This is a genomic window from Rhodococcus sp. ACPA1 (assembly GCF_002300195.1).
Lineage (GTDB): Bacteria > Actinomycetota > Actinomycetes > Mycobacteriales > Mycobacteriaceae > Rhodococcus_F > Rhodococcus_F opacus.
Map to the genome: position 1 here is coordinate 53,117 of NZ_NSDX01000003.1, position 18,790 is coordinate 71,906.

Here is an 18,790-nt window from a genome sequence, read left to right on the forward strand (position 1 = left end):
CACCGCTGTGCGCACATCACACTTCTGCAGTAGTGACTCGAGAAAGGGAAGCTGCGATGGATGCGGCCTCTTCACCAGGATCGACACCCTTCGTGCTGCTGCACGGCGGTCGCCACGGCGGGTGGTGTTGGCGGCATGTCGCCGCGCTTCTCCGCCAGGACGGACATGAGGTCCACACACCGACGCTGACCGGGCTCGGCGATCGATCCCATCTTCTGAGCCCGCAGATCGGCCTCGACACCCACATCCAGGATCTTGTCGCGACCTTCACCTACGAAGACATCCGAGACGCTGTGCTCGTCGGTCACAGCTACGGCGGCATGGTGGTCACCGGTGCGATGGAGGTCATCTCCGACCGTGTGAAGACCGTCGTCCTGCTCGACGCACTCGTGCCCCGCGACGGGGAGTCGGTCTTCGACCTGAACGGTGAATCGCGGGCCGCGGCGATGACCGCTCTCGCCGACGAGCACGGAGACTCGTGGTACATCCCCCCGGCCGACGCGAGTCGGTACGGCGTGACGGACCCGGACGACGTCGCGTGGGCAAACAGTCGAATGACCGCGCAACCCCTGAAGACCTATCAGGATCGGATCGGCGCCACCGACCGGCTCTGGCGTCATCCCGGGATGTTCGTCGAGTGCGTCCCCTCGTCACTCGAACCCCATCTGCTCGAGAGAGCCCGAGAACGCAGTGCGACCGATCCTCGCTTCCACTACCGGGTACTGCAGACCTCTCACAACGCGATGGTCACCGACCCCAAGGCCGTGGTGGAGCTCCTGTTCGAGGCGCGTGACCTCGTTTAACCCGCGTGGGTGGGTTCCATGACGACGCCTCCGGGGACGACCGGGCGCAGAGTGTCGTCCAAGTCGTATCGAATCGGGATTCCGGTCGGGATGTTCACTGCGCCGATGTCGTCGGCAGTCAGGCGGTCGAGGTGCATGATGAGCGCACGCAGGGCGTTACCGTGGGAGACGACCAGTGTTGTTCGGCCACCCACCAGGTCGGGGGCGATCGCCCTCTCCCAGTAGGGAAGTAGCCGGTTCTGCACGTCGTGCAGTGACTCCGCCGACGGGACGTCGACGCCCAACGCGCGGTAGCGGGGATCGCCGTCCTGTGAGAAGGCGCTACCCGGTCGAATCACGGGTGGTGCAACGTTGTAGGAGCGTCGCCACAGCATGAAGCGGGCCTCGCCGAACTGAGCGCGGACATCTTCCCGGGTTCGCCCTTGGAGGTCTCCGTAGTGCCGCTCATTGAGCCGCCAACTGCGATGGACGGGAATCCAGTGACGTTCGGCAGCGTCGAGCACCAGGTCGGCCGTCGCGACAGCACGCCGCAGTAGCGACGTGTGCACGACATCGGGGAGCAGGCCGGCCTGACGGATCAGCTCACCGGATCGGTGGGCCTCGGCCCGTCCCGCGTCGGTCAGCGGAACGTCGACCCACCCGGCGAACCGATCAGCGGCGTTCCACGCGCTTTCCCCGTGCCGTAGGAGGATCAGGCGGCGCCGCCCACCCGTCTTGCTTCTGTGCGCGGAGTCGGAGTTCATCGTCAGCTCCCTTCGTAGCGTGCTCATGGCCATCGACGCGGACTGCCCCCGGTCCCGATGAAGGACCGAAGGCAGTCTGCTGTCTACGGATTCGTCACGAAACGGGGACGCCGTCTTCGCGGTCGAGATCCAGTTGCTTCGTTTCGCCGATGACCAGGACGCAGATCAAACTCACCACCGCCAGGCCGGCCATGACGAGACCGAAGGCGAATCCGCCCCAGGCAGCGATGATGGGCGTCGCGATGAGCGGGGGAATCGCCCCACCGAGCATGCCGGCCAGACTGTAGCTCAGGCCGGTCGCGGTGTAACGGTAGCGGGTGTGGAACAGCTCGGAGAGGAAGGCGCCGAGGGGACCGGTCGCCAGACCCGAGATGAACATCGTCACCGGAACGCCGAGTGCAAATGCGAACAACGACCGTGTCTCGAGGATCGGGAACAGCATCAGGGTCCAGACGATCGCGAGACACGCAGCCGTCATGATCATGCGGCGCCGACCGATTCGATCGGACAGGACGGCGCCGAGGATGACCGCGACGGAGATCGCGAAGCCACCGACGACCGCGATGCTCAGGACGAACGGACGCGGCAGTTCGAGAATCTTGGTGCCATAGCTGATCAAGTAGGTACCACCGATGTAGGTCAACGACAGCGTCATCGCTGCAGTGCCGGTTGCCAGCAGGACCTGCTTCGGCTGGCTCTTGAACGCATCCAGGAAGGGTGTACGTGCCGCCCCGTGCTGCTTGATCTGCTTCGCGAACACCGGTGTCTCGTCGATACTCAGTCGAACCCACAGCCCGACCACGATCAGAAGGATGCTGGCCAGGAACGGGACTCGCCAACCCCACGCGAGGAACGTCTCATCGCTCATTCCGACGGCGGTCCCGAAGAACGTGGCGTTGGCCAGGATGATCGCCCCGCCGCCGCCCAGTGACGGGAACATCGCCCAGAACCCACGCTTCGACTTGGGGGCGTGCTCCGAGACGAAGAGCACCGCCCCGCCCCATTCGCCACCCGCCGCGAGGCCCTGCAGGATCCGCAGCACGACGATGAGAATCGGTGCGGCGACGCCGATCTGACCCGCGGTCGGCATCAGCCCGACGAGCAGAGTCGCCACGCCCATCAGCAGCATCGTGACGATCAGAGTCTTCTTCCGGCCCAGTCGGTCACCGAAGTGACCGAACAGGATGCTCCCGAACGGTCGTGCCACGAAGGCCACGCCGAGGGTGGCGAAGGATGCCACCGTGCCCGCCACCGCACCCAGTGCGGGGAAGAACACGGTCGGGAATACGAGCGCCGCGGCGACACCGTAGATGTTGTAGTCGTAGAACTCGATCACGGTTCCGATGAAGCTCGCCGCGGCGACCTTCTTCATGCCCGGCGGATTGGCCTTACCCGTGGAGGACGCGGGGGTGGGGCTTGGTGAGTGGACCTTCTCCTGCGAGTGGGTCATTAGATCTCCTTGCTGCCGACGAGTCACATGACCCAGCGCCGGAAGTGTCGTAGAGAAGTTGTGGCGGATGGACGGGAGGGGCGGCCCGAGGGCTCGGTGACGCTACGTCAGTCGAGGTGGCCGTGTTCGCGCAGCACGTTCTCTGCGATGCGGAACGCTTCACCCGCCGCCGGAAGTCCGCAATAGACGGCCGCCTGCAGCAGCACTTCCTGGATCTCGGTGACCGTGCAGCCGTTGGTGAGCGCGCCTTCGACGTGGTGGGCGAGCTGAGCCGGGCGATTGAGCGCGGTCAGCATGGCAATGTTGACGATGCTCCGTTGCTTGCGGTCGATTCCCTCGCGGGCCCAGATCCGGCCGAAGCAGACTTCGATGGAGTAGTCGTGGATGACGTCATTGAAGTCGTTGCGGGTCTGGTCCTTCTTCTCGACGTAGTCCGCACCCATGAGTTCGCTCATGATGCGACGTCCGGTCTCGTTGGCTTCCACTGCTTCTCCTGATGTTGTGAACGGGCGGCTGGTCAGCCGCGATCGAGGACTTCCTGTACTTCTTCTGCGGAGAGCTTGATCGTCACGTTCGCTCGTTCGTTTTGCAGATGCATCGGCGACTGGGAGTCGCGATGGCCCCATCCACGGTCGAGCGCCTCGGCGAAGTCGGCCTGCGCCACTTCCGCGCACGCCATGGGCACACCGAGCTGGTCGGCCAGTTCGAGGGCCAGGCGAAGGTCCTTGTTGGCGAGGGCCAACGCGAATGACGGCGGGTCGTAGGCGGATTGAAGGTACCGATCGCCGATGCGGTCGAACGTTCGCGCGCGTCCGATGGCCCCCTGTCGCACTGCGTGCCAGAGGGCCGCGGGCTCGACTCCGGCCTTGACGCCCATCGTGAACACCTCGGCGATGGCACGGCGGATCGTGATGCTCGCGCAGTTGTGCACGAGCTTGGCCGTGTTGCCCGCACCGATCTCGCCGACATAGAGGATCTGGTCACCGATGGCATCGAGCACCTGCTTGTGCTGGTCGAATGCCGTCTGACTGCCGCCGACGTAGATGGCGAGCTTTCCCGTCCGTGCACCCTTGGGTCCACCGCTGACCGGCGCATCGAACAGTTCGACGCCGTGGTCGGCGCAGGTTGCGTGCACCTCCCGGACGACGGCGGGGGAATTCGTCGTCAGGTCGAACCAGGCGCTTCCGGTCCGCAGCGTGCTCAGCAGGCCGTCCTTGCCGAGGCCGACCTCTTGCATCTCCACCGGGCCGGGCAGTGAGGTGAAAACTACGTCGACCTGCCGACCGAGCTCGGCGACACTGTCGGCCCAGCTTGCGCCTGCCTGCTCGAACGGTTGCCCGCTTTCCCTCTTGATGTCGTGCACGACGAGGTCGTATCCGGCGTCGAGGAGGTTGTGGGCCATGCCCGACCCCATGCCGCCGAGGCCGATGAACCCTACTTTCATCTGCGGACTTCCCTTCGGTGATCCTATATACGAACAATGGTTCCTAAACAGGAACGAACTGACCGTAGCTGTGGTGGCTGTCACTCGTCAACAGGCTCACGGGAAGGGTTGCGATCGAACTACAGGCTCGCCATGTCATCGCGGGCGATGAGGGTTCGTCAACCCCCGCGGCCGCAGCGGCACGGGTTGGGTAGCGCATGGATCCAAGTAGCGCGGCACAAATTCTCGCGTGCAGTGCTTATGGGTGACGAGCGGGCATTGACAGCTTTGTTCCTCTCCGCGTAGCGTGCGCAAGGACACACTCTCGATCAAAGGTTCGTATATGCGAACACGATGAGGTAGGGCCAAGCCCGAGTCGTATGCCATCTTCATATCTGCGTTCGCCGGGGTGTCCGAGTGCTGGCAGCCTTGTCCGCCCCGCGGCCACAACACATCACAGGAGTGATTTCGGTTGATCGTCAAGGATCAGATCTTCATCAACGGTAAGTGGGTCCCTTCGGCGGGCGCCGACGTCATTCCCGTCATCAGTGCGATCTCGGAGGAGACGATCGCGACCATTCCGGCAGGCACTGCGGAGGACGTCGATCTCGCCGCGCAGGCGGCGGCGGACGCGTTTCCGGCCTGGTCCCAGACGTCGATCGACGAGCGCGCCGAGATGCTGCACAAGATCGCGCGCGGCATGGAGGCGCGGGTCGACGAGATCACCGAGACCATCGTCTCCGAGCTCGGATATCCCGCCAAGATGGCGGAGGCCGCGCATGCACGTGCGGCGATCAAGGACTTCGAGATCGCCGCGGACAGCCTCCGCGACATCGTCTGGTCGGAGCAGGTCGGCGACACGACGGTGTGCCGTGCGGCCGCGGGTGTCGTCGGCGCCATCACGCCGTGGAACGGTCCGATGCGGATGGTGAGCCTCAAGGCCGGGGCGGCGCTCGCCGCCGGGTGCACCGTGGTGCTGAAGGGGACGGAGCTGGCTCCGCTGAGCTCGTTCCTGTTCGCGGAGATCGCCGAGGAGGCGGGGCTTCCCGACGGCGTGTTCAACCTGGTGTCGGGAACCGGTCCGGTGGTCGGTGAGGCGCTCGTGACGCACCCGCTGGTCGACATGGTGTCGCTGACGGGGTCGGTTCGCGCCGGTCGCCGGGTGATGGAGTTGGCGTCGCGGTCGGTCAAGAAGGTCTGCCTGGAACTCGGCGGCAAGTCGGCGAACATCATCCTCGAGGACGCCGACCTCGAGACTGCGGTCACCCGCGGAATCGAGGACTCCTTCCGTAACACGGGGCAGGCCTGCGGCGCACTCACTCGGATCCTGGTGCCGCGATCGCGACTGGCGGAGGCCGAGCAGCTTGCGGTCCGTGCGGCGGAGAGCTTCGTTCTGGGAGATCCCTACGACCCCAGCACGACGCTCGGTCCGGTTGCGAACGCGGCGCAGCGCCAGCGTGTCCGTGACTACATCCAGCTGGGAATCGACGAGGGCGCGCGTCTGCTGACGGGCGGTCCCGAGGCACCCGAGGGCATCGAGCGTGGATTCTTCGTGCGCCCCACCGTCTTCTCCGGCGACAACTCGCTTCGAGTCGCCCGGGAGGAGATCTTCGGGCCCGTCGTCGTCATCATCCCGTTCGACAGTGAGGAAGAGGCCTTCCAGATCGCGAACGACTCCGTGTACGGGCTTGCCGGGGCGATCTGGGCCGGCGACGCCGATCGGGCGAAGAAGCTGGCGAGCAAGCTGCGCGCCGGACGCATCCGCATCAACGGTTCGCCCGTGAATCTGAAGGCACCGCACGGAGGGTTCAGGCTGTCCGGAATCGGTCGCGAATCGGGCCGCTTCGGGGTCGAGGAGTACCTCGAGTACAAGTCCATCGGATAACTGCTTCAATCCGGCACGCGAACGGAGCAGCTGTTCGTAGCTCTCGATCCGGGCCGCTGGAGAAGCGACTGTGACGGCATCACGACAATCCGGATCATAAGCACCTTTAATCGTTCGACACTGCACGTCCTGCACTCCCGATCGAAGGCGACTTGCCGAACTACGGCCGACCGGCATCGAGGAGCTTCTCCGGTACAAGTTCATCGGCTTGTCGGCAAAGGGGGCGACTTCTTTGTCTGGCAGAGGATTACGCCCGAGGTCGAGGCTTTGACCGTCGAGATCGGGAGCCCAGGACGGGTGGAAAGGCCGTTTCGCAGACGACGACGACGAAGTGGGTCATCGATGCCGTGAAGCTCGGTGAGCTCCGCGACATCCCTGCCGAGAAGATCTACCTCGAGGACCATTCTCATCGCGGCCTTCGGCACGTTCGGTGTGGCGTTCGTCGACCGTCCCATCGGGGCGTGGATCTTCGGTCACTTCGGTGACCGGCTCGGACGCAAGCGAATACTGGTCACGACCCAGCTGCTGATGGGATGCGCAACGGTCATGGTCGGCGCCACGCCGACGGCAGACCAGATCGGGATCGCAGCCCCGATCCTGATCGTGCTCCTGCGTATCGTCCAAGGCATCGCCGCCGGAGGCGAGCTGGCGGGGGCGGCGCTTTTCGGCACGGAGAGCGCGCCAGCTGGGAAGCGCGGCTTCTGGACCATGTTCACGTCGCTGGGCGGAGGATTCTCGATCGTTCTCGCGAACGCGACTCTGCTCGCGGTTGGCGTCGGCCTCTCTGATGAACAATTCGTCTCGTTCGGGTCCCGTTCCTCGCGAGTGGCCTGCTCATAGCCGTCGGCCTGTACATCCGCCTGAAGATCGACGAGAGTCCCGTGTTCGAGGCGGAGGCCGAGTCGAGCCGCAACGACGAACGATCGAAGTTGCCGTTCGTCCGAAGCGTGGCGGTGCCAGCCGCGCCAGATGTTCCTCGTCGCAGGAATCTCGATCATGCAGGCGGCCTTCACCTATCTTGGCGCGACCTACTTTGCGAACATCGGCACGGCGCAACTCGGTCTGACCCGGAACACCGTCCTCGCCGCCGGCATTGCGGGCGGCCTGTGCTGGGCTCTGGGCGTGGTAGACGGGGCGACGGCGTCGGACCGAGTGGGACGGCGCCCGGTCCTCCTCGTGGCGACGCACCCGCGCCGACCCCCAGTTGAAGGCGCCTCGGCCGCGGTCGTTTGGGCACTGCTCGTCTTCACTATCTTGGAGTCGGCCTCAGGCGGCGAGTACCTGTTGCTCCTGGGCATGACGATGTTCATCGCGGGGCTCGAGATCGGTCCGATCAACGTCATGCTGTCCGAACTGTTCGACACACGGTACCGCTACACGGCTTCCGCGTTCGCCTACAACATGGGACTCGTCCTCGGTGGGGCCACGCCCCCGGTCATCGGTGGCGCGATCACGGCCGCCTATGGTGCTGTTGTGTTCGGTGTCGTCGTGGCCGTTCTGTGTCTGATCAGCCTGCTCAGCGCGATCGGTCTGCCTGAGACGCGCAATCGGGACCTGTGCGACGTCCTTGCCTCAGAGCGCTGATCCATGCCCATCCGAAAGAGGCATGGCCGGTGCGCGGAACGACCGAGCGTTGCATGAGAGGATCGCCGGTCGGTTCGTCATGTCGGAACCGCAAATCCGGGTCCGCGAGTATGTCGCGGGTTTGGTTACGGGTCTGGACCGTAAGGACGGGTAGACGCTGGCCGAGTGTGCCGGTGAGGTGAGCCCGGACGGGATACAGCGTTGCTGCGGCGGGCAGACTGGGACGTAGAGGGTGCGCGACTACGTGGTCGAGCGCCTTGGCGATCCGGCCGGGGTGTTGGTCGTCGACGACACCGGTTTCTTGAAGAAGGGCAGCAGGGACGCGCCCTGCGCACCGAGACCACCATCAACGACACCCGCGATCTCCACCTTGGTAGACGATTGACACATCTACCCACCCTGCGGGAGATCGGCTTTCACGCCAAACCGACACCTGGCTGCGCGTCCAACGATTCAGCCACGACCCGATCACCGGCGCCAACGCCCTCGCCGACCACGTCCCAGGCTTTCGATTCGCCGACCAGCGCAGCCACGCCCTGCTCTCCGCGGTGCTGGTCTTCCGCTGCGCCCGAACGGCTTCACCAACACGGACCTGCGCACCCTCGCCGTCGAGCTGCGCTGACTGGACTCGGACACGTTGTCCGCCGGGCAGATGACCTACGACCTGCGCCGGCTGAACCCCGCGACCTCATCGTCCGGATCGAGGGCACCCACCGCTACTGCAACCGCGGACTCGACACGGCGAAATTCCTCACCTGGGCACACGACCGGGTCCTGCGCACCGGCCTGACCGAACTCGCCACCCCGACAACCACTCCCGGTCGCCTGTGAGCGGCCGCCATACGCGTACCTTACCGCCGTTGGTGCCCTCATCGGCACAGCGCAGCTCGTGGCGCGAAACATCAAGCAAGCAAACACGATCCGAACACCACAAAATTGGTCCCGAAATCCGGCTACCCATCGGTAGCTACCTAGGTTTTGCGTGAGTCCGAGCGAACGACCGGGGAGAGGCATTGACAGGTTTGTCCGAATCCGCGTAGCGTGCTCAAGGTCACACTCTCGATCAAAGGTTCGTATATGCGAACACGATGAGGTAGGGCCAAGCCCGAGTCGTATGCCATCTTCATATCTGCGTTCGCCGGGGTGTCCGAGTGCTGGCAGCCTTGTCCGCCCCGCGGCCACAACACATCACAGGAGTGATTTCGGTTGATCGTCAAGGATCAGATCTTCATCAACGGTAAGTGGGTCCCTTCGGCGGGCGCCGACGTCATTCCCGTCATCAGTGCGATCTCGGAGGAGACGATCGCGACCATTCCGGCAGGCACTGCGGAGGACGTCGATCTCGCCGCGCAGGCGGCGGCGGACGCGTTTCCGGCCTGGTCCCAGACGTCGATCGACGAGCGCGCCGAGATGCTGCACAAGATCGCGCGCGGCATGGAGGCGCGGGTCGACGAGATCACCGAGACCATCGTCTCCGAGCTCGGATATCCCGCCAAGATGGCGGAGGCCGCGCATGCACGTGCGGCGATCAAGGACTTCGAGATCGCCGCGGACAGCCTCCGCGACATCGTCTGGTCGGAGCAGGTCGGCGACACGACGGTGTGCCGTGCGGCCGCGGGTGTCGTCGGCGCCATCACGCCGTGGAACGGTCCGATGCGGATGGTGAGCCTCAAGGCCGGGGCGGCGCTCGCCGCCGGGTGCACCGTGGTGCTGAAGGGGACGGAGCTGGCTCCGCTGAGCTCGTTCCTGTTCGCGGAGATCGCCGAGGAGGCGGGGCTTCCCGACGGCGTGTTCAACCTGGTGTCGGGAACCGGTCCGGTGGTCGGTGAGGCGCTCGTGACGCACCCGCTGGTCGACATGGTGTCGCTGACGGGGTCGGTTCGCGCCGGTCGCCGGGTGATGGAGTTGGCGTCGCGGTCGGTCAAGAAGGTCTGCCTGGAACTCGGCGGCAAGTCGGCGAACATCATCCTCGAGGACGCCGACCTCGAGACTGCGGTCACCCGCGGAATCGAGGACTCCTTCCGTAACACGGGGCAGGCCTGCGGCGCACTCACTCGGATCCTGGTGCCGCGATCGCGACTGGCGGAGGCCGAGCAGCTTGCGGTCCGTGCGGCGGAGAGCTTCGTTCTGGGAGATCCCTACGACCCCAGCACGACGCTCGGTCCGGTTGCGAACGCGGCGCAGCGCCAGCGTGTCCGTGACTACATCCAGCTGGGAATCGACGAGGGCGCGCGTCTGCTGACGGGCGGTCCCGAGGCACCCGAGGGCATCGAGCGTGGATTCTTCGTGCGCCCCACCGTCTTCTCCGGCGACAACTCGCTTCGAGTCGCCCGGGAGGAGATCTTCGGGCCCGTCGTCGTCATCATCCCGTTCGACAGTGAGGAAGAGGCCTTCCAGATCGCGAACGACTCCGTGTACGGGCTTGCCGGGGCGATCTGGGCCGGCGACGCCGATCGGGCGAAGAAGCTGGCGAGCAAGCTGCGCGCCGGACGCATCCGCATCAACGGTTCGCCCGTGAATCTGAAGGCACCGCACGGAGGGTTCAGGCTGTCCGGAATCGGTCGCGAATCGGGCCGCTTCGGGGTCGAGGAGTACCTCGAGTACAAGTCGATCGGATAGCAGTTGCGACAACAATGTCAACGCCATCCGGTCTCGCGCCCAGCGGTCGTTGCACACCACCGAATCAATACGAGGAATGAACAATGATGTTTCGCCGACTGGCCATGGTGGCCATTCCTGCACTCGCGGTTGCATTGACGGCCTGCGGCGCTCAGTCCGGGCCACTGAAGGCCGACGAAGCTGGCGTGACGACCGTCCGAGTCACAAGCAGCCAGTCGTTCAACACGGCGCCCGCAGCACTCTTGACTCAAGGTGATTTCACGCAGGACGGTCTGAACTTCGAACAAGTGAACATCGCTGGATCGGGAAGCTCGAACCAGATCGCAGCGATCCTCTCCGGCGATGCCGACATCGCAATCGCAGGCTCCAACGCGTTCGTCGATGCCGTGATCGGCGGAGCGGATCTTCAGATCATCGCAGGTACCAGCGACATCATCCAGAGCCTGGTCGTCTCGAACAGCGCGATCGAGAGGTTCAACGTCGACGTCAATGCCGGCCCGGACGAGCGAGTGCAGGCACTTCGCGGAATGACGATCGGCGCAGGAGTGACCGGCTCGGCCGGCAATTCCGCGCTGCGCGTCGTGCTGACCCACGCAGGGCTTGACCCCGACCGCGACGTCAAGCTCGTTCCCCTCGCAGACACCACGACTGCAGTAGGAGCAGGCCTCGAGCAGGGTACCTACGATGCAACGTGGGCTGCTGCCGGTTCTGGCGAGGTTGCCGTGGCGAGAGGTACTGCCACCACGCTCATCTCGGTGCCGGCCGGCGAAGCACCGGCACTGGACGGCTACGTCTGCAATGTGGTTTTCGCCCCCACCCGCTTCATCGAGCAGAACCCCGAGCTCGTCGACCGCATCCGCGAGGCACTCGCCGAAACCACCCGGATGACGAAGCAAGAGCCGGAGAAGACGGGGCAGATCCTGAAGAACTCCATCTACTCCGGTATGGATCAGCAGGTGTTCGACCTCGCGTGGACCGAAGCCGTCAAGGCGTACTACGAGGGCAACCTGTTCACTCGAGAGGACTGGAACACCTTCGTCCGAATCTTCGATCCTCTCTCCGAACATGACTATTCCGAACTGGAATACGAGACAGTCGTCAACCCGGTGGCGCGCGGAGAGAACTGACGGAGCTCGAGTCAACGCCTACCCCGAGCTATACCTCTAGGAGCCTGATCATGTCGAAGTTAGCCCACCATGCAAGACGAGCCGCCGCGAAATCAGCTACCAGCCCCGCATCCGGGCCGATCTTTGAGGTACGCAACCTAGCGATAGGTTTCGACGAACGTGAAGACGTTCTCCACAATGTGACAATGCAGGTCGAACCTGGCGAGTTCGTCGTCCTGCTCGGACCGAGCGGATGCGGAAAGACCACCATCCTCAACCTCGCCGCCGGACTGCTGAGCCCGCGCAGCGGATACGTCCGTTTCGACGGCGCCGAGATCAACGGTGTCAACACCAATGTCGGCTACATGACTCAGGACGACACCCTCCTGCCCTGGATGTCCGTCCAAGCGAATGTCGGTCTGCCTCTGCGCATGCGAGGAGTGAGCAAGTCCGAAACCAAGGCGCAGGTCGAGCACTACCTCTCGCTTCTGGATCTCTCGGAAGCCGGAAGTCTGTTTCCGAGCCAGCTCAGTGGTGGCATGCGCCGCCGCGCACTCCTCGCACGAAGCATGATCTACGATCCCCGCCTGCTCCTGATGGACGAGCCGTTCGCGGCCCTCGACGCCCAGCTTCGCCACCAGATGCATGTCGAGCTACGACGAACAGTGAAGAAACTGAACCAAACGGTCGTCTTCGTCACTCACGATATCGCCGAGGCAGCAAAGCTGGCCGACCGAGTGCTGATCGTCGGCGGAGGGCGACCCGGCCGCTTGGTCGCCGAGTTCCAAGTTCCCTACGGTGACGACAGGGACCTCGAAACCATCGTCTACACAGACGAGTACGCCCGGTTCGAGCGCGAGTTGAATGAAGGGCTCCGTGGCGCGCGTGACCCGAACATGCCAGCCGTTTGAGCGTGACGAATCCATCGAGCATCAACCCCTGACGAAGACAGGTGAAATATTATGTCCACACAAGTCCTCAGCGCACCGGCGGGTCCGGCGTCCCCGTCGGTGAAGCGGCGCAGTACGGTCTCACACACTCGTAGGATGCACCGTGCGAAAATCGCCCTCGCACAGATCGCGATCATCGCATTCCTGGTCACTACCTGGGAGCTCGTCTCGGGTCGGCTGATCAACGACATCATGATCAGCGCGCCATCGAAGGTGTTCCCGCTCTTCTGGGAATGGCTGCTCGACGGAACCGTCTTCGACGCCGCTCTCCAGACGTTCAGCAACGCCGCCCTCGGTCTGGTGCTCGGTGGAACCGCCGGCATCGCGGTCGGAGTAATCCTGGGTCAGTCACGGCTATTGGGCGACACCTTCGAACCATTCATCACCGCGCTTTACACCATGCCGAAGTTCGCCCTGATCCCGCTCTTCATCATGTGGGTCGGAATCGGATCAGCACTGGGAATCCTCACCGCGTCGGTCGTCGCATTCTTTCTCATCTTCTTCAACACCTTCTTCGGCATCCGGGAAGTGAAGCAATCGCTGATCAGCTCCGTCCGCATCATGGGCGGATCGACCCTGGACGTACTGTGGCGCGTCCGGCTTCCCTCGGCGCTGGTGTGGGTCTTCGCAGGACTCAAGCTCGCGGTGCCGCAGGCGATCGTCGGAGTCGTCGTCGCCGAGATGCTCGCCGGCGACCAGGGCCTCGGTCACCTCGTCGCACGTAACGCGTCGTCGTTCAACTCCGCGGGCACGTACGCGGCGCTGATCGCGCTCCTGCTTGCCGGATTCCTGATCGACAGGGTCATGACCGCGCTGACGAAGAAGCCGCTCGAATGGAAGAACTCCGGCAGCGCGATGTGATGCCGAGTCAGCCGCGACGCCGCGTCGCCGAAAGCCCCAGCGCCGCGTCGGACCCGGTATCCCGGCACCGACAGGAAAAATCGCGGTCGGCTGCGACCCGACGAGACCGGTAGCGGTCCGGTCCGGTCCGCGTAGCCCAAGGGCTGTGCGATCTGAAGGTCGACGGCATCGACCGATGGAACTCAACGAGGCGTTCGCCCCCCTGGCGGTGTCGCGATTGACATCGTCACGACGAAGATACGGAAAAGAATGCTCAAGCAACATGAAGTCGCCGCAGACACCCTGGTCGGCAGTGCCGCTTATGCATTGGCGAGCTACGCCACTGCCACCCAGTACGAAACACTGCCCGGGGAGGTGGCCGATCGTGCGAAGCTCATCGTGTTCGACCAGCTCGCCTGCGGGTTCGTAGGCGCCGAGCTCCCGGCAGGCCGGATCATCGGACGCTACGTCGCCGATATGGGCGGCAAACCGCAGTCAGTGGTGCTCGGAGCACCCGACCGAAGTTCAGCGCCCCTAGCTGCCCTCGCCAACGGCACCTCCGGCCACGCCGATGAGTTCGACAGCGTCCATGCAACGTCGGACTTCCTCGGCACCGGTCATCCGGCCGCGATCATTGTCCCGGCGGCGGCTGCACTGGCCGAACGCCAGTTCTGCACCGGCCGCGATCTGGTGAACGCAGTGACCCTCGGTTACGACGTCGGCGCACGAGTCATCTCGGTGACAGGTGGCCTTGCGCCCATGATGGGCAACCATGGGATCGATCCGGGTTCACTGCATTCGCTGGGTGCGGCATTCGCATGTGCGCGGCTGCTCGGTTTGGACGAGAGCCGTCACCTGTTCGCCGCCGCTTTGGCGGTCCAGCAAAGCGTTGCGCTCAACGCGCCCTACGGGGAACGCAGGCACATGAGTAAAGCGTTCGTCACCGGCCAGGCGGCATACGCGGGCGTCACCGGCGCGGTGCTGGCGGCAACGGGTTTCGAGGCCAGCGATAACATTTTCGAGGCACCGGGCGGGATCATCGACACTTGGGCCGAACAGGGCCGTGAGGGACAGCTGGCGAAGGATCTCGGCGCCGACTATGCGGTGATGGGCGCGAATTTCAAGTTCTATTCCGCTGGCTACCCCATCCATTCCCCGGTTGAAGCCGCCCTCGGATTGAAGAGTGAGCACGGCTTCGAGCTCGACGACATCGAGCGGATCACCGTTCGTATGCCGTCTCATCCCGCCAGCGTTGTCGACAACCGGTCGATGCCGACCATCTGTCTACAGCACATGGTTGCGGCCGCTCTGGTCGCTGGCAACCTTGGATTCGACGAAGCACACTCGGCGACGTTGCTCAACGACCCGAAGGTGCTGCACCTGAAGTCGCTCGTCCACCTGATCCGCGACGCGGAATTCGATCGCGTTCAGCCGCAAGGGCGAGGCGCCGAAGTGACGATCGAGTTCGCCGGTGGCTCGGTTTCGCGCAGGGTCGAGCACCCCCGTGGGCATCGATTCAGGACCCCAGCCCCGACCTGGGACGATCTGCGGGCGAAATGGGAAGACCTGCTGGTACGTCGGGTCGGACAGAGTCGTTTCGATCAGTTCTTCCAGGCGTGCGCATCCCTCGAATCGGTAGACGACGTCAATGAGGTGAGTAGCCTGCTCGCTGTAGGACCTGTGTCGTGACGTCTACACAACCCGACCTGTCCAATCCAGCTGAATCCTCGTCCGGTGCCGCGTCGAAAGGAGCAGTACAGGTCGTCGACGGTGGGATGCTCACCCTTGTCGAGCTTGATTCGTTGGCGCTCGGCGGTGACTGGCTGCAGCACGCCCACGACCCCACTCCGTGGACCGTAGTCACCAGCACCAGCACCAGCACCAGCACCAGCACCGAACCGTTGATCTCGATGGACGGAGTTCTCGGGCGAGCTACGACCGGACAGGCGTGTCGACGTTCACAGGCATTGCGGACGAGGACATGACAGAACAGCGGAACGAACCCGCCCAGGATACAGAGGAATCCGGATGGCCGCTCGTACTGTCCGACCAAGGCTGCTTCTATGTCGGTGGCCGGTACAACGATGACACGGACACCATGACGGGCCAGGTATTCGTGCAATACCAGCGACCCGCGGACCTGCGTTACCCGTTTCCAGTGATAATGATTCATGGAGGCGGACAGACCGGCACCGGCTTCCTATCGACGCCCGATGGGCGACGTGGCTGGGCCGACAACTTCGTTGCGCACGGATTCGCCGTGTACGTCGTCGACGCGCCAGGCCGAGGTCGAGCCCAAGGTCACGACCAGGTGGGCGCAGTACGCCCGGCAACCGCGGTAGCGGGCCGGGTGTGCGCCGACGGGTCGGCACCGGCCTGGCCGCAGGCGCACCTGCACTCCCAGTGGCCAGGGGAAGGAAATCGAGGAGATCCGACCTTCGACCAGTTCTACGCGTCACAGGTATCGAGTTCGGTCGACGCAGCGTCGGTGGAGCGTGCCATGCGCGACGCCGGCGCCGCGTTGCTCGACAAGATCGGTCCCGCTGTTCTACTCACCCATTCCCTGGGCGCCCCCTTCGGTTGGCAGATCGGCGACGCACGTCCCGATTTAACACGCGCAATCGTGGCGATCGAACCGAACGGTCCGCCGGTCTACGATGTACGTTTCACTCCGGAGCCGGACTGGTTCGACGATGCTGATCTCGCCCGGCCATGGGGAGTAACGCGGGCGCCGATCACGTACTCGCCGCCTGCCGAATCGGCGGACGAGCTGTCGTTCGAGCGTCAGGAAAGGGCGGACGGACCCGGATTCGTGCGGTACTGGCGTCAGGCAGAGCCTGCGCGCAGGCTGCCGAATTTGGCTCGTCTCCGAATTCTGATCGTGTCCGGCGAGGCTTCGTATCACGCGCCGTACGACCACGCGACGTCGGCGTACTTCGCCCAAGCTGGTGTCGAGCACGATTTCATTCGACTCGCCGAGCGAGGTATTCACGGCAACGGGCACATGATGATGTTGGAGAAGAACAGCGCCGACATCGCGCGCTTACTCCGCGAGTGGATCCTCGCCACTTCTGCATAAGGTGCAGCGAGTAAGTGGGAGCAGTCGGGTTTACCCAATGATAGTCGGCGCAAGGTAATTGGCAGCTGAGACCGTCTGTGTTGGGGAAGGATCGGACAACGATTGTCAGTCGGTGCAATTGGCTATGACCGACCTCGGGGCTCTGGTCACACTCCTTGGCCGGGTGGATCAGTGCTTCACTGATCGTCGGAACAGCCATTTAACTTCTGGTCACGGTGCCCGCCCACTCTGGGCGGGCACCGATGAGTTAGTGGCAGCCTCTCCGAAGGGCTTGTGCGACATCGGCACGAGGCAGATCTCATGTCAACGAACAACTTTAGGAAACAGGTGACGCCGTCGGCGGCGATGATGGCGCTCGCTGAAAATTCGCCGAGTGTCATCAGCGATACGTCTGGAGGGGGATCGAGGAGCCAGTCGCGCCGGCCGGCGACAACGTCCGGCTGCTCGTCCCTGTCGTCGAGGGCACGAACAATCCGGCGGCAGCGTCCTCTACGGGCTACTAGTAACCCGGCCAAAGGATCGGCAAGATCACCGCCTACAGTCCGAATATTCACCCGTCCCGCAAAGCGACAGGAAGGGTGGCGAACAAGCACCGCTCAGGTTCCGACCAACCAGGTGCCTGCTTGATCCAGTCTGATGGAGGGTAATCCGTCATAATGAGGAACTGAGAACATCGCCGAGTAGGGCCTCTAGACGCATCTCGCCCTCTCGCGTCGCACCACCGATGGCGAGGAATCGCTCCACGTTCGCCAAGGACTCAGACGAGGCCATGAGACGTTGGAGTCTGAAGTTCTCTTGTCGCAGGCCATCCTCGATGGGCCCGTCTGCCAGGGCGATGACTTCCTTCGTGAGACGAACAGCCTCCGCAGGGCAGGAGGCAATGCGTCGCGCGGCGCTGGAGACGAAGTCGTCGATCTCCGTAGGCGGAAGTGCGCGGTTGAGGTAACCCCAGCGTTCGGCTGTCAGCGCATCCAGATCGAGCCCTCCCATGATGAGTTCAATCGCACGCGACCGTCCGACGAGGCGTGGAAGGTATTGCGATGCACCGCCGCCCGGAACGCTGCCGATGGGAACCGACATCGTGTTGAAGACGGCTTTGCCGATGGCGCCGAACTTCATGTCACATGCCATCACCATGGCCGCGCCGCCGCCGCTCGCTCGGCCTTCTACCTGTGCAATCGTGATCTTGTTCATCGTCCTCAGGCGCTCGCAGATTTCGTGCATGTGGTTGAGGCCGACCTCACCTACTGACGCGGGGATTTCTGGTGGCTGCATACGGTAGAGATTTGCGAAGTCGTTGTGAGTGATAAAGATGTCGGGATCCCGACTCTTCAAGACGACGACCAGCGCATCGGGGTCGGCCGAGACGTGCCGGGTAAATGTGTCGAGGTCTTCTACCAGGTGGCGTGTCAAGAGGTGCAACGGTGGGTTGTCCACAGTCGCGATGACTATTCGCCCCAGGTCCTCTACCGTCAACGTGGTGAATGAGTCGTACTGCGGGCGGGTCATGATGTTCCCTAGGGCTGTCGGGTGTGGGATCGGGTGCAGTGAGATGCCCAGAACGCCGGTCGCGTCGCACATTCTCGTGCGCGGTGGGGCAGGCAATGTGACGGTCAGGCTGTCGCGCGATACTAGAAGGTTCCGGTCACGCCCAATGACGTGCGGACCGCCGACTCGGCGGGGTACGGATATACGCTCGCTAAAATGCGTATCTCACTTGGGAGACAGTTCGATTCAGGGATGACCTGCCACAATCGCTCGATGAACCGGCGCATTGTCATTCCGAACTGCACAAGGATTTCCTCCTCGGTTGCGCCCCCGAATGGTGCCCACTTGCTGGCAAACTCGATGAGACACTCCGCATCGGTGTCGGAATGAATCCGTTGACGGTTGACTTCGATCCAGGCGGCGCGACGCCGTTGGCGCCACTGGCGATACTCACGAGAGTTCATGCGAATTCAATCCAATAATAGGGACAGCCGTAGCCTTGGAAGTGTGGGGATCCTCGCCGCAGCGAGGGAAATACGCAGAGTGCCAGACGCTCTCGACTGTCACATCAGGCCTCGTTGAGAACCTTCGTACCTGATACTCCGACCCCGTGGTAGGACGATCAGGTCGATGTCGATCGTGACGAAGGGGCAGAGGCGGCCAACGACGGGACAGGCAGTTTTGACGATGCATGGCAAGGAGCGCCTTGACAACAGTCCACGGTCGCGATGGTTTGTTCTACTGGGTCAGTCCCACAGTCCCTCGCCGTCGCCGTCGGATGGCACCGGACGGCGACGGCGTGCGAGCGCTGGGTCGATGA

Annotated in this window: 17 protein-coding genes and 1 pseudogene; 12 read left to right on the forward strand and 6 right to left on the reverse strand. The window is 63.8% G+C overall.

Translation table 11 applies throughout. From position 1 onward, the window contains the following. The first annotated feature begins 56 nt into the window (after window positions 1-56). Entirely contained in the window at window positions 57-803 is a 747-nt protein-coding gene (locus CJ177_RS10805) for an alpha/beta hydrolase (RefSeq protein ID WP_005250217.1), read from the forward strand. Here CJ177_RS10805 and CJ177_RS10810 read toward each other — a convergent pair. From CJ177_RS10810 to CJ177_RS10825, 4 genes are all read right to left on the reverse strand, one after another. Beyond that, on the reverse strand, window positions 800-1,546 hold the full coding sequence (locus tag CJ177_RS10810; RefSeq protein WP_095867720.1) for a 2,3-diphosphoglycerate-dependent phosphoglycerate mutase: 747 nt from the start codon (window positions 1,544-1,546) through the stop codon (window positions 800-802). The two genes, CJ177_RS10805 and CJ177_RS10810, sit on opposite strands and share 4 nt — an antisense overlap. Window positions 1,547-1,640: 94 nt before the next feature. After that, window positions 1,641-2,996 (reverse strand): MFS transporter, encoded by a 1,356-nt coding sequence (locus tag CJ177_RS10815; protein ID WP_005250220.1) that lies wholly within the window; start codon window positions 2,994-2,996, stop codon window positions 1,641-1,643. Between the two features lie 107 nt (window positions 2,997-3,103). Continuing rightward, window positions 3,104-3,481, reverse strand: coding sequence for a carboxymuconolactone decarboxylase family protein (locus tag CJ177_RS10820; RefSeq protein WP_005250222.1), 378 nt, complete (start codon window positions 3,479-3,481; stop codon window positions 3,104-3,106). Between the two features lie 32 nt (window positions 3,482-3,513). Further along, window positions 3,514-4,440 (reverse strand): NAD(P)-dependent oxidoreductase, encoded by a 927-nt coding sequence (locus CJ177_RS10825; protein ID WP_005250224.1) that lies wholly within the window; start codon window positions 4,438-4,440, stop codon window positions 3,514-3,516. A gap of 451 nt (window positions 4,441-4,891) precedes the next feature. On the opposite strand from CJ177_RS10825, the gene CJ177_RS10830 reads away from it, so the two are divergent. From CJ177_RS10830 to CJ177_RS10880, 11 genes and pseudogenes are all read left to right on the forward strand, one after another. Beyond that, window positions 4,892-6,304 (forward strand): aldehyde dehydrogenase family protein, encoded by a 1,413-nt coding sequence (locus CJ177_RS10830; RefSeq protein WP_061043246.1) that lies wholly within the window; start codon window positions 4,892-4,894, stop codon window positions 6,302-6,304. A gap of 357 nt (window positions 6,305-6,661) precedes the next feature. Beyond that, window positions 6,662-7,144 (forward strand): MFS transporter, encoded by a 483-nt coding sequence (locus CJ177_RS10835; RefSeq protein ID WP_095867721.1) that lies wholly within the window; start codon window positions 6,662-6,664, stop codon window positions 7,142-7,144. A 129-nt stretch (window positions 7,145-7,273) separates the two neighbouring features. Next, a complete protein-coding gene (locus CJ177_RS10840; protein ID WP_061043952.1) occupies window positions 7,274-7,888 on the forward strand; it encodes an MFS transporter in 615 nt (204 codons plus the stop codon). Window positions 7,889-7,910: 22 nt separating this feature from the next. Beyond that, window positions 7,911-8,213 (forward strand): annotated as a pseudogene (locus tag CJ177_RS10845) (transposase); the annotation flags it as partial. 881 nt (window positions 8,214-9,094) lie between these two features. Then, window positions 9,095-10,507, forward strand: a complete 1,413-nt coding sequence (locus CJ177_RS10855; RefSeq protein WP_061043246.1) for an aldehyde dehydrogenase family protein — start codon at window positions 9,095-9,097, stop codon at window positions 10,505-10,507. Window positions 10,508-10,590: 83 nt separating this feature from the next. Beyond that, window positions 10,591-11,634, forward strand: coding sequence for an ABC transporter substrate-binding protein (locus CJ177_RS10860; protein WP_061044961.1), 1,044 nt, complete (start codon window positions 10,591-10,593; stop codon window positions 11,632-11,634). Window positions 11,635-11,684: 50 nt separating this feature from the next. Then, entirely contained in the window at window positions 11,685-12,524 is an 840-nt protein-coding gene (locus tag CJ177_RS10865) for an ABC transporter ATP-binding protein (RefSeq protein ID WP_061044962.1), read from the forward strand. A gap of 135 nt (window positions 12,525-12,659) precedes the next feature. Beyond that, window positions 12,660-13,424, forward strand: coding sequence for an ABC transporter permease (locus tag CJ177_RS10870; RefSeq protein WP_231914467.1), 765 nt, complete (start codon window positions 12,660-12,662; stop codon window positions 13,422-13,424). 249 nt (window positions 13,425-13,673) lie between these two features. Further along, the gene (locus tag CJ177_RS10875) at window positions 13,674-15,092 is read left to right on the forward strand and encodes an MmgE/PrpD family protein (protein ID WP_095867722.1); all 1,419 of its coding nucleotides are present in this window, start codon (window positions 13,674-13,676) and stop codon (window positions 15,090-15,092) included. Then, window positions 15,089-15,388, forward strand: a complete 300-nt coding sequence (locus tag CJ177_RS46760) for a hypothetical protein (RefSeq protein WP_143548677.1) — start codon at window positions 15,089-15,091, stop codon at window positions 15,386-15,388. The genes CJ177_RS10875 and CJ177_RS46760 overlap by 4 nt, the downstream gene beginning before the upstream one ends. Before the next feature lie 179 nt (window positions 15,389-15,567). Further along, on the forward strand, window positions 15,568-16,482 hold the full coding sequence (locus tag CJ177_RS10880; protein WP_257014576.1) for an alpha/beta hydrolase: 915 nt from the start codon (window positions 15,568-15,570) through the stop codon (window positions 16,480-16,482). Window positions 16,483-17,133: 651 nt separating this feature from the next. On the opposite strand, the gene CJ177_RS10885 is transcribed toward CJ177_RS10880, so the two are convergent. Both CJ177_RS10885 and CJ177_RS10890 read right to left on the reverse strand, forming a co-directional pair. Beyond that, a complete protein-coding gene (locus CJ177_RS10885; RefSeq protein ID WP_095868198.1) occupies window positions 17,134-17,991 on the reverse strand; it encodes an enoyl-CoA hydratase/isomerase family protein in 858 nt (285 codons plus the stop codon). Between the two features lie 122 nt (window positions 17,992-18,113). Next, window positions 18,114-18,434: a hypothetical protein gene (locus tag CJ177_RS10890; protein ID WP_061044966.1), complete on the reverse strand. Its 321-nt coding sequence runs from the start codon at window positions 18,432-18,434 to the stop codon at window positions 18,114-18,116. Window positions 18,435-18,790: the final 356 nt, after the last annotated feature.

Excerpts from the sequence above, each read along its gene's own strand:
- CJ177_RS10870 (WP_231914467.1), top strand. The coding sequence starts at position 12,660 with ATGCACCGTGCGAAAATCGCCCTCGCACAGATCGCGATCATCGCATTC.
- CJ177_RS10840 (WP_061043952.1), top strand. The coding sequence starts at position 7,274 with ATGTTCCTCGTCGCAGGAATCTCGATCATGCAGGCGGCCTTCACCTAT.
- CJ177_RS10805 (WP_005250217.1), top strand. The coding sequence starts at position 57 with ATGGATGCGGCCTCTTCACCAGGATCGACACCCTTCGTGCTGCTGCAC.
- CJ177_RS10875 (WP_095867722.1), top strand. The coding sequence starts at position 13,674 with ATGCTCAAGCAACATGAAGTCGCCGCAGACACCCTGGTCGGCAGTGCC.
- CJ177_RS10815 (WP_005250220.1), bottom strand. The coding sequence starts at position 2,996 with ATGACCCACTCGCAGGAGAAGGTCCACTCACCAAGCCCCACCCCCGCG.
- CJ177_RS10810 (WP_095867720.1), bottom strand. The coding sequence starts at position 1,546 with ATGAACTCCGACTCCGCGCACAGAAGCAAGACGGGTGGGCGGCGCCGC.
- CJ177_RS10865 (WP_061044962.1), top strand. The coding sequence starts at position 11,685 with ATGTCGAAGTTAGCCCACCATGCAAGACGAGCCGCCGCGAAATCAGCT.
- CJ177_RS10860 (WP_061044961.1), top strand. The coding sequence starts at position 10,591 with ATGATGTTTCGCCGACTGGCCATGGTGGCCATTCCTGCACTCGCGGTT.
- CJ177_RS10825 (WP_005250224.1), bottom strand. The coding sequence starts at position 4,440 with ATGAAAGTAGGGTTCATCGGCCTCGGCGGCATGGGGTCGGGCATGGCC.
- CJ177_RS10890 (WP_061044966.1), bottom strand. The coding sequence starts at position 18,434 with ATGAACTCTCGTGAGTATCGCCAGTGGCGCCAACGGCGTCGCGCCGCC.
- CJ177_RS10885 (WP_095868198.1), bottom strand. The coding sequence starts at position 17,991 with ATGACCCGCCCGCAGTACGACTCATTCACCACGTTGACGGTAGAGGAC.
- CJ177_RS10880 (WP_257014576.1), top strand. The coding sequence starts at position 15,568 with ATGATTCATGGAGGCGGACAGACCGGCACCGGCTTCCTATCGACGCCC.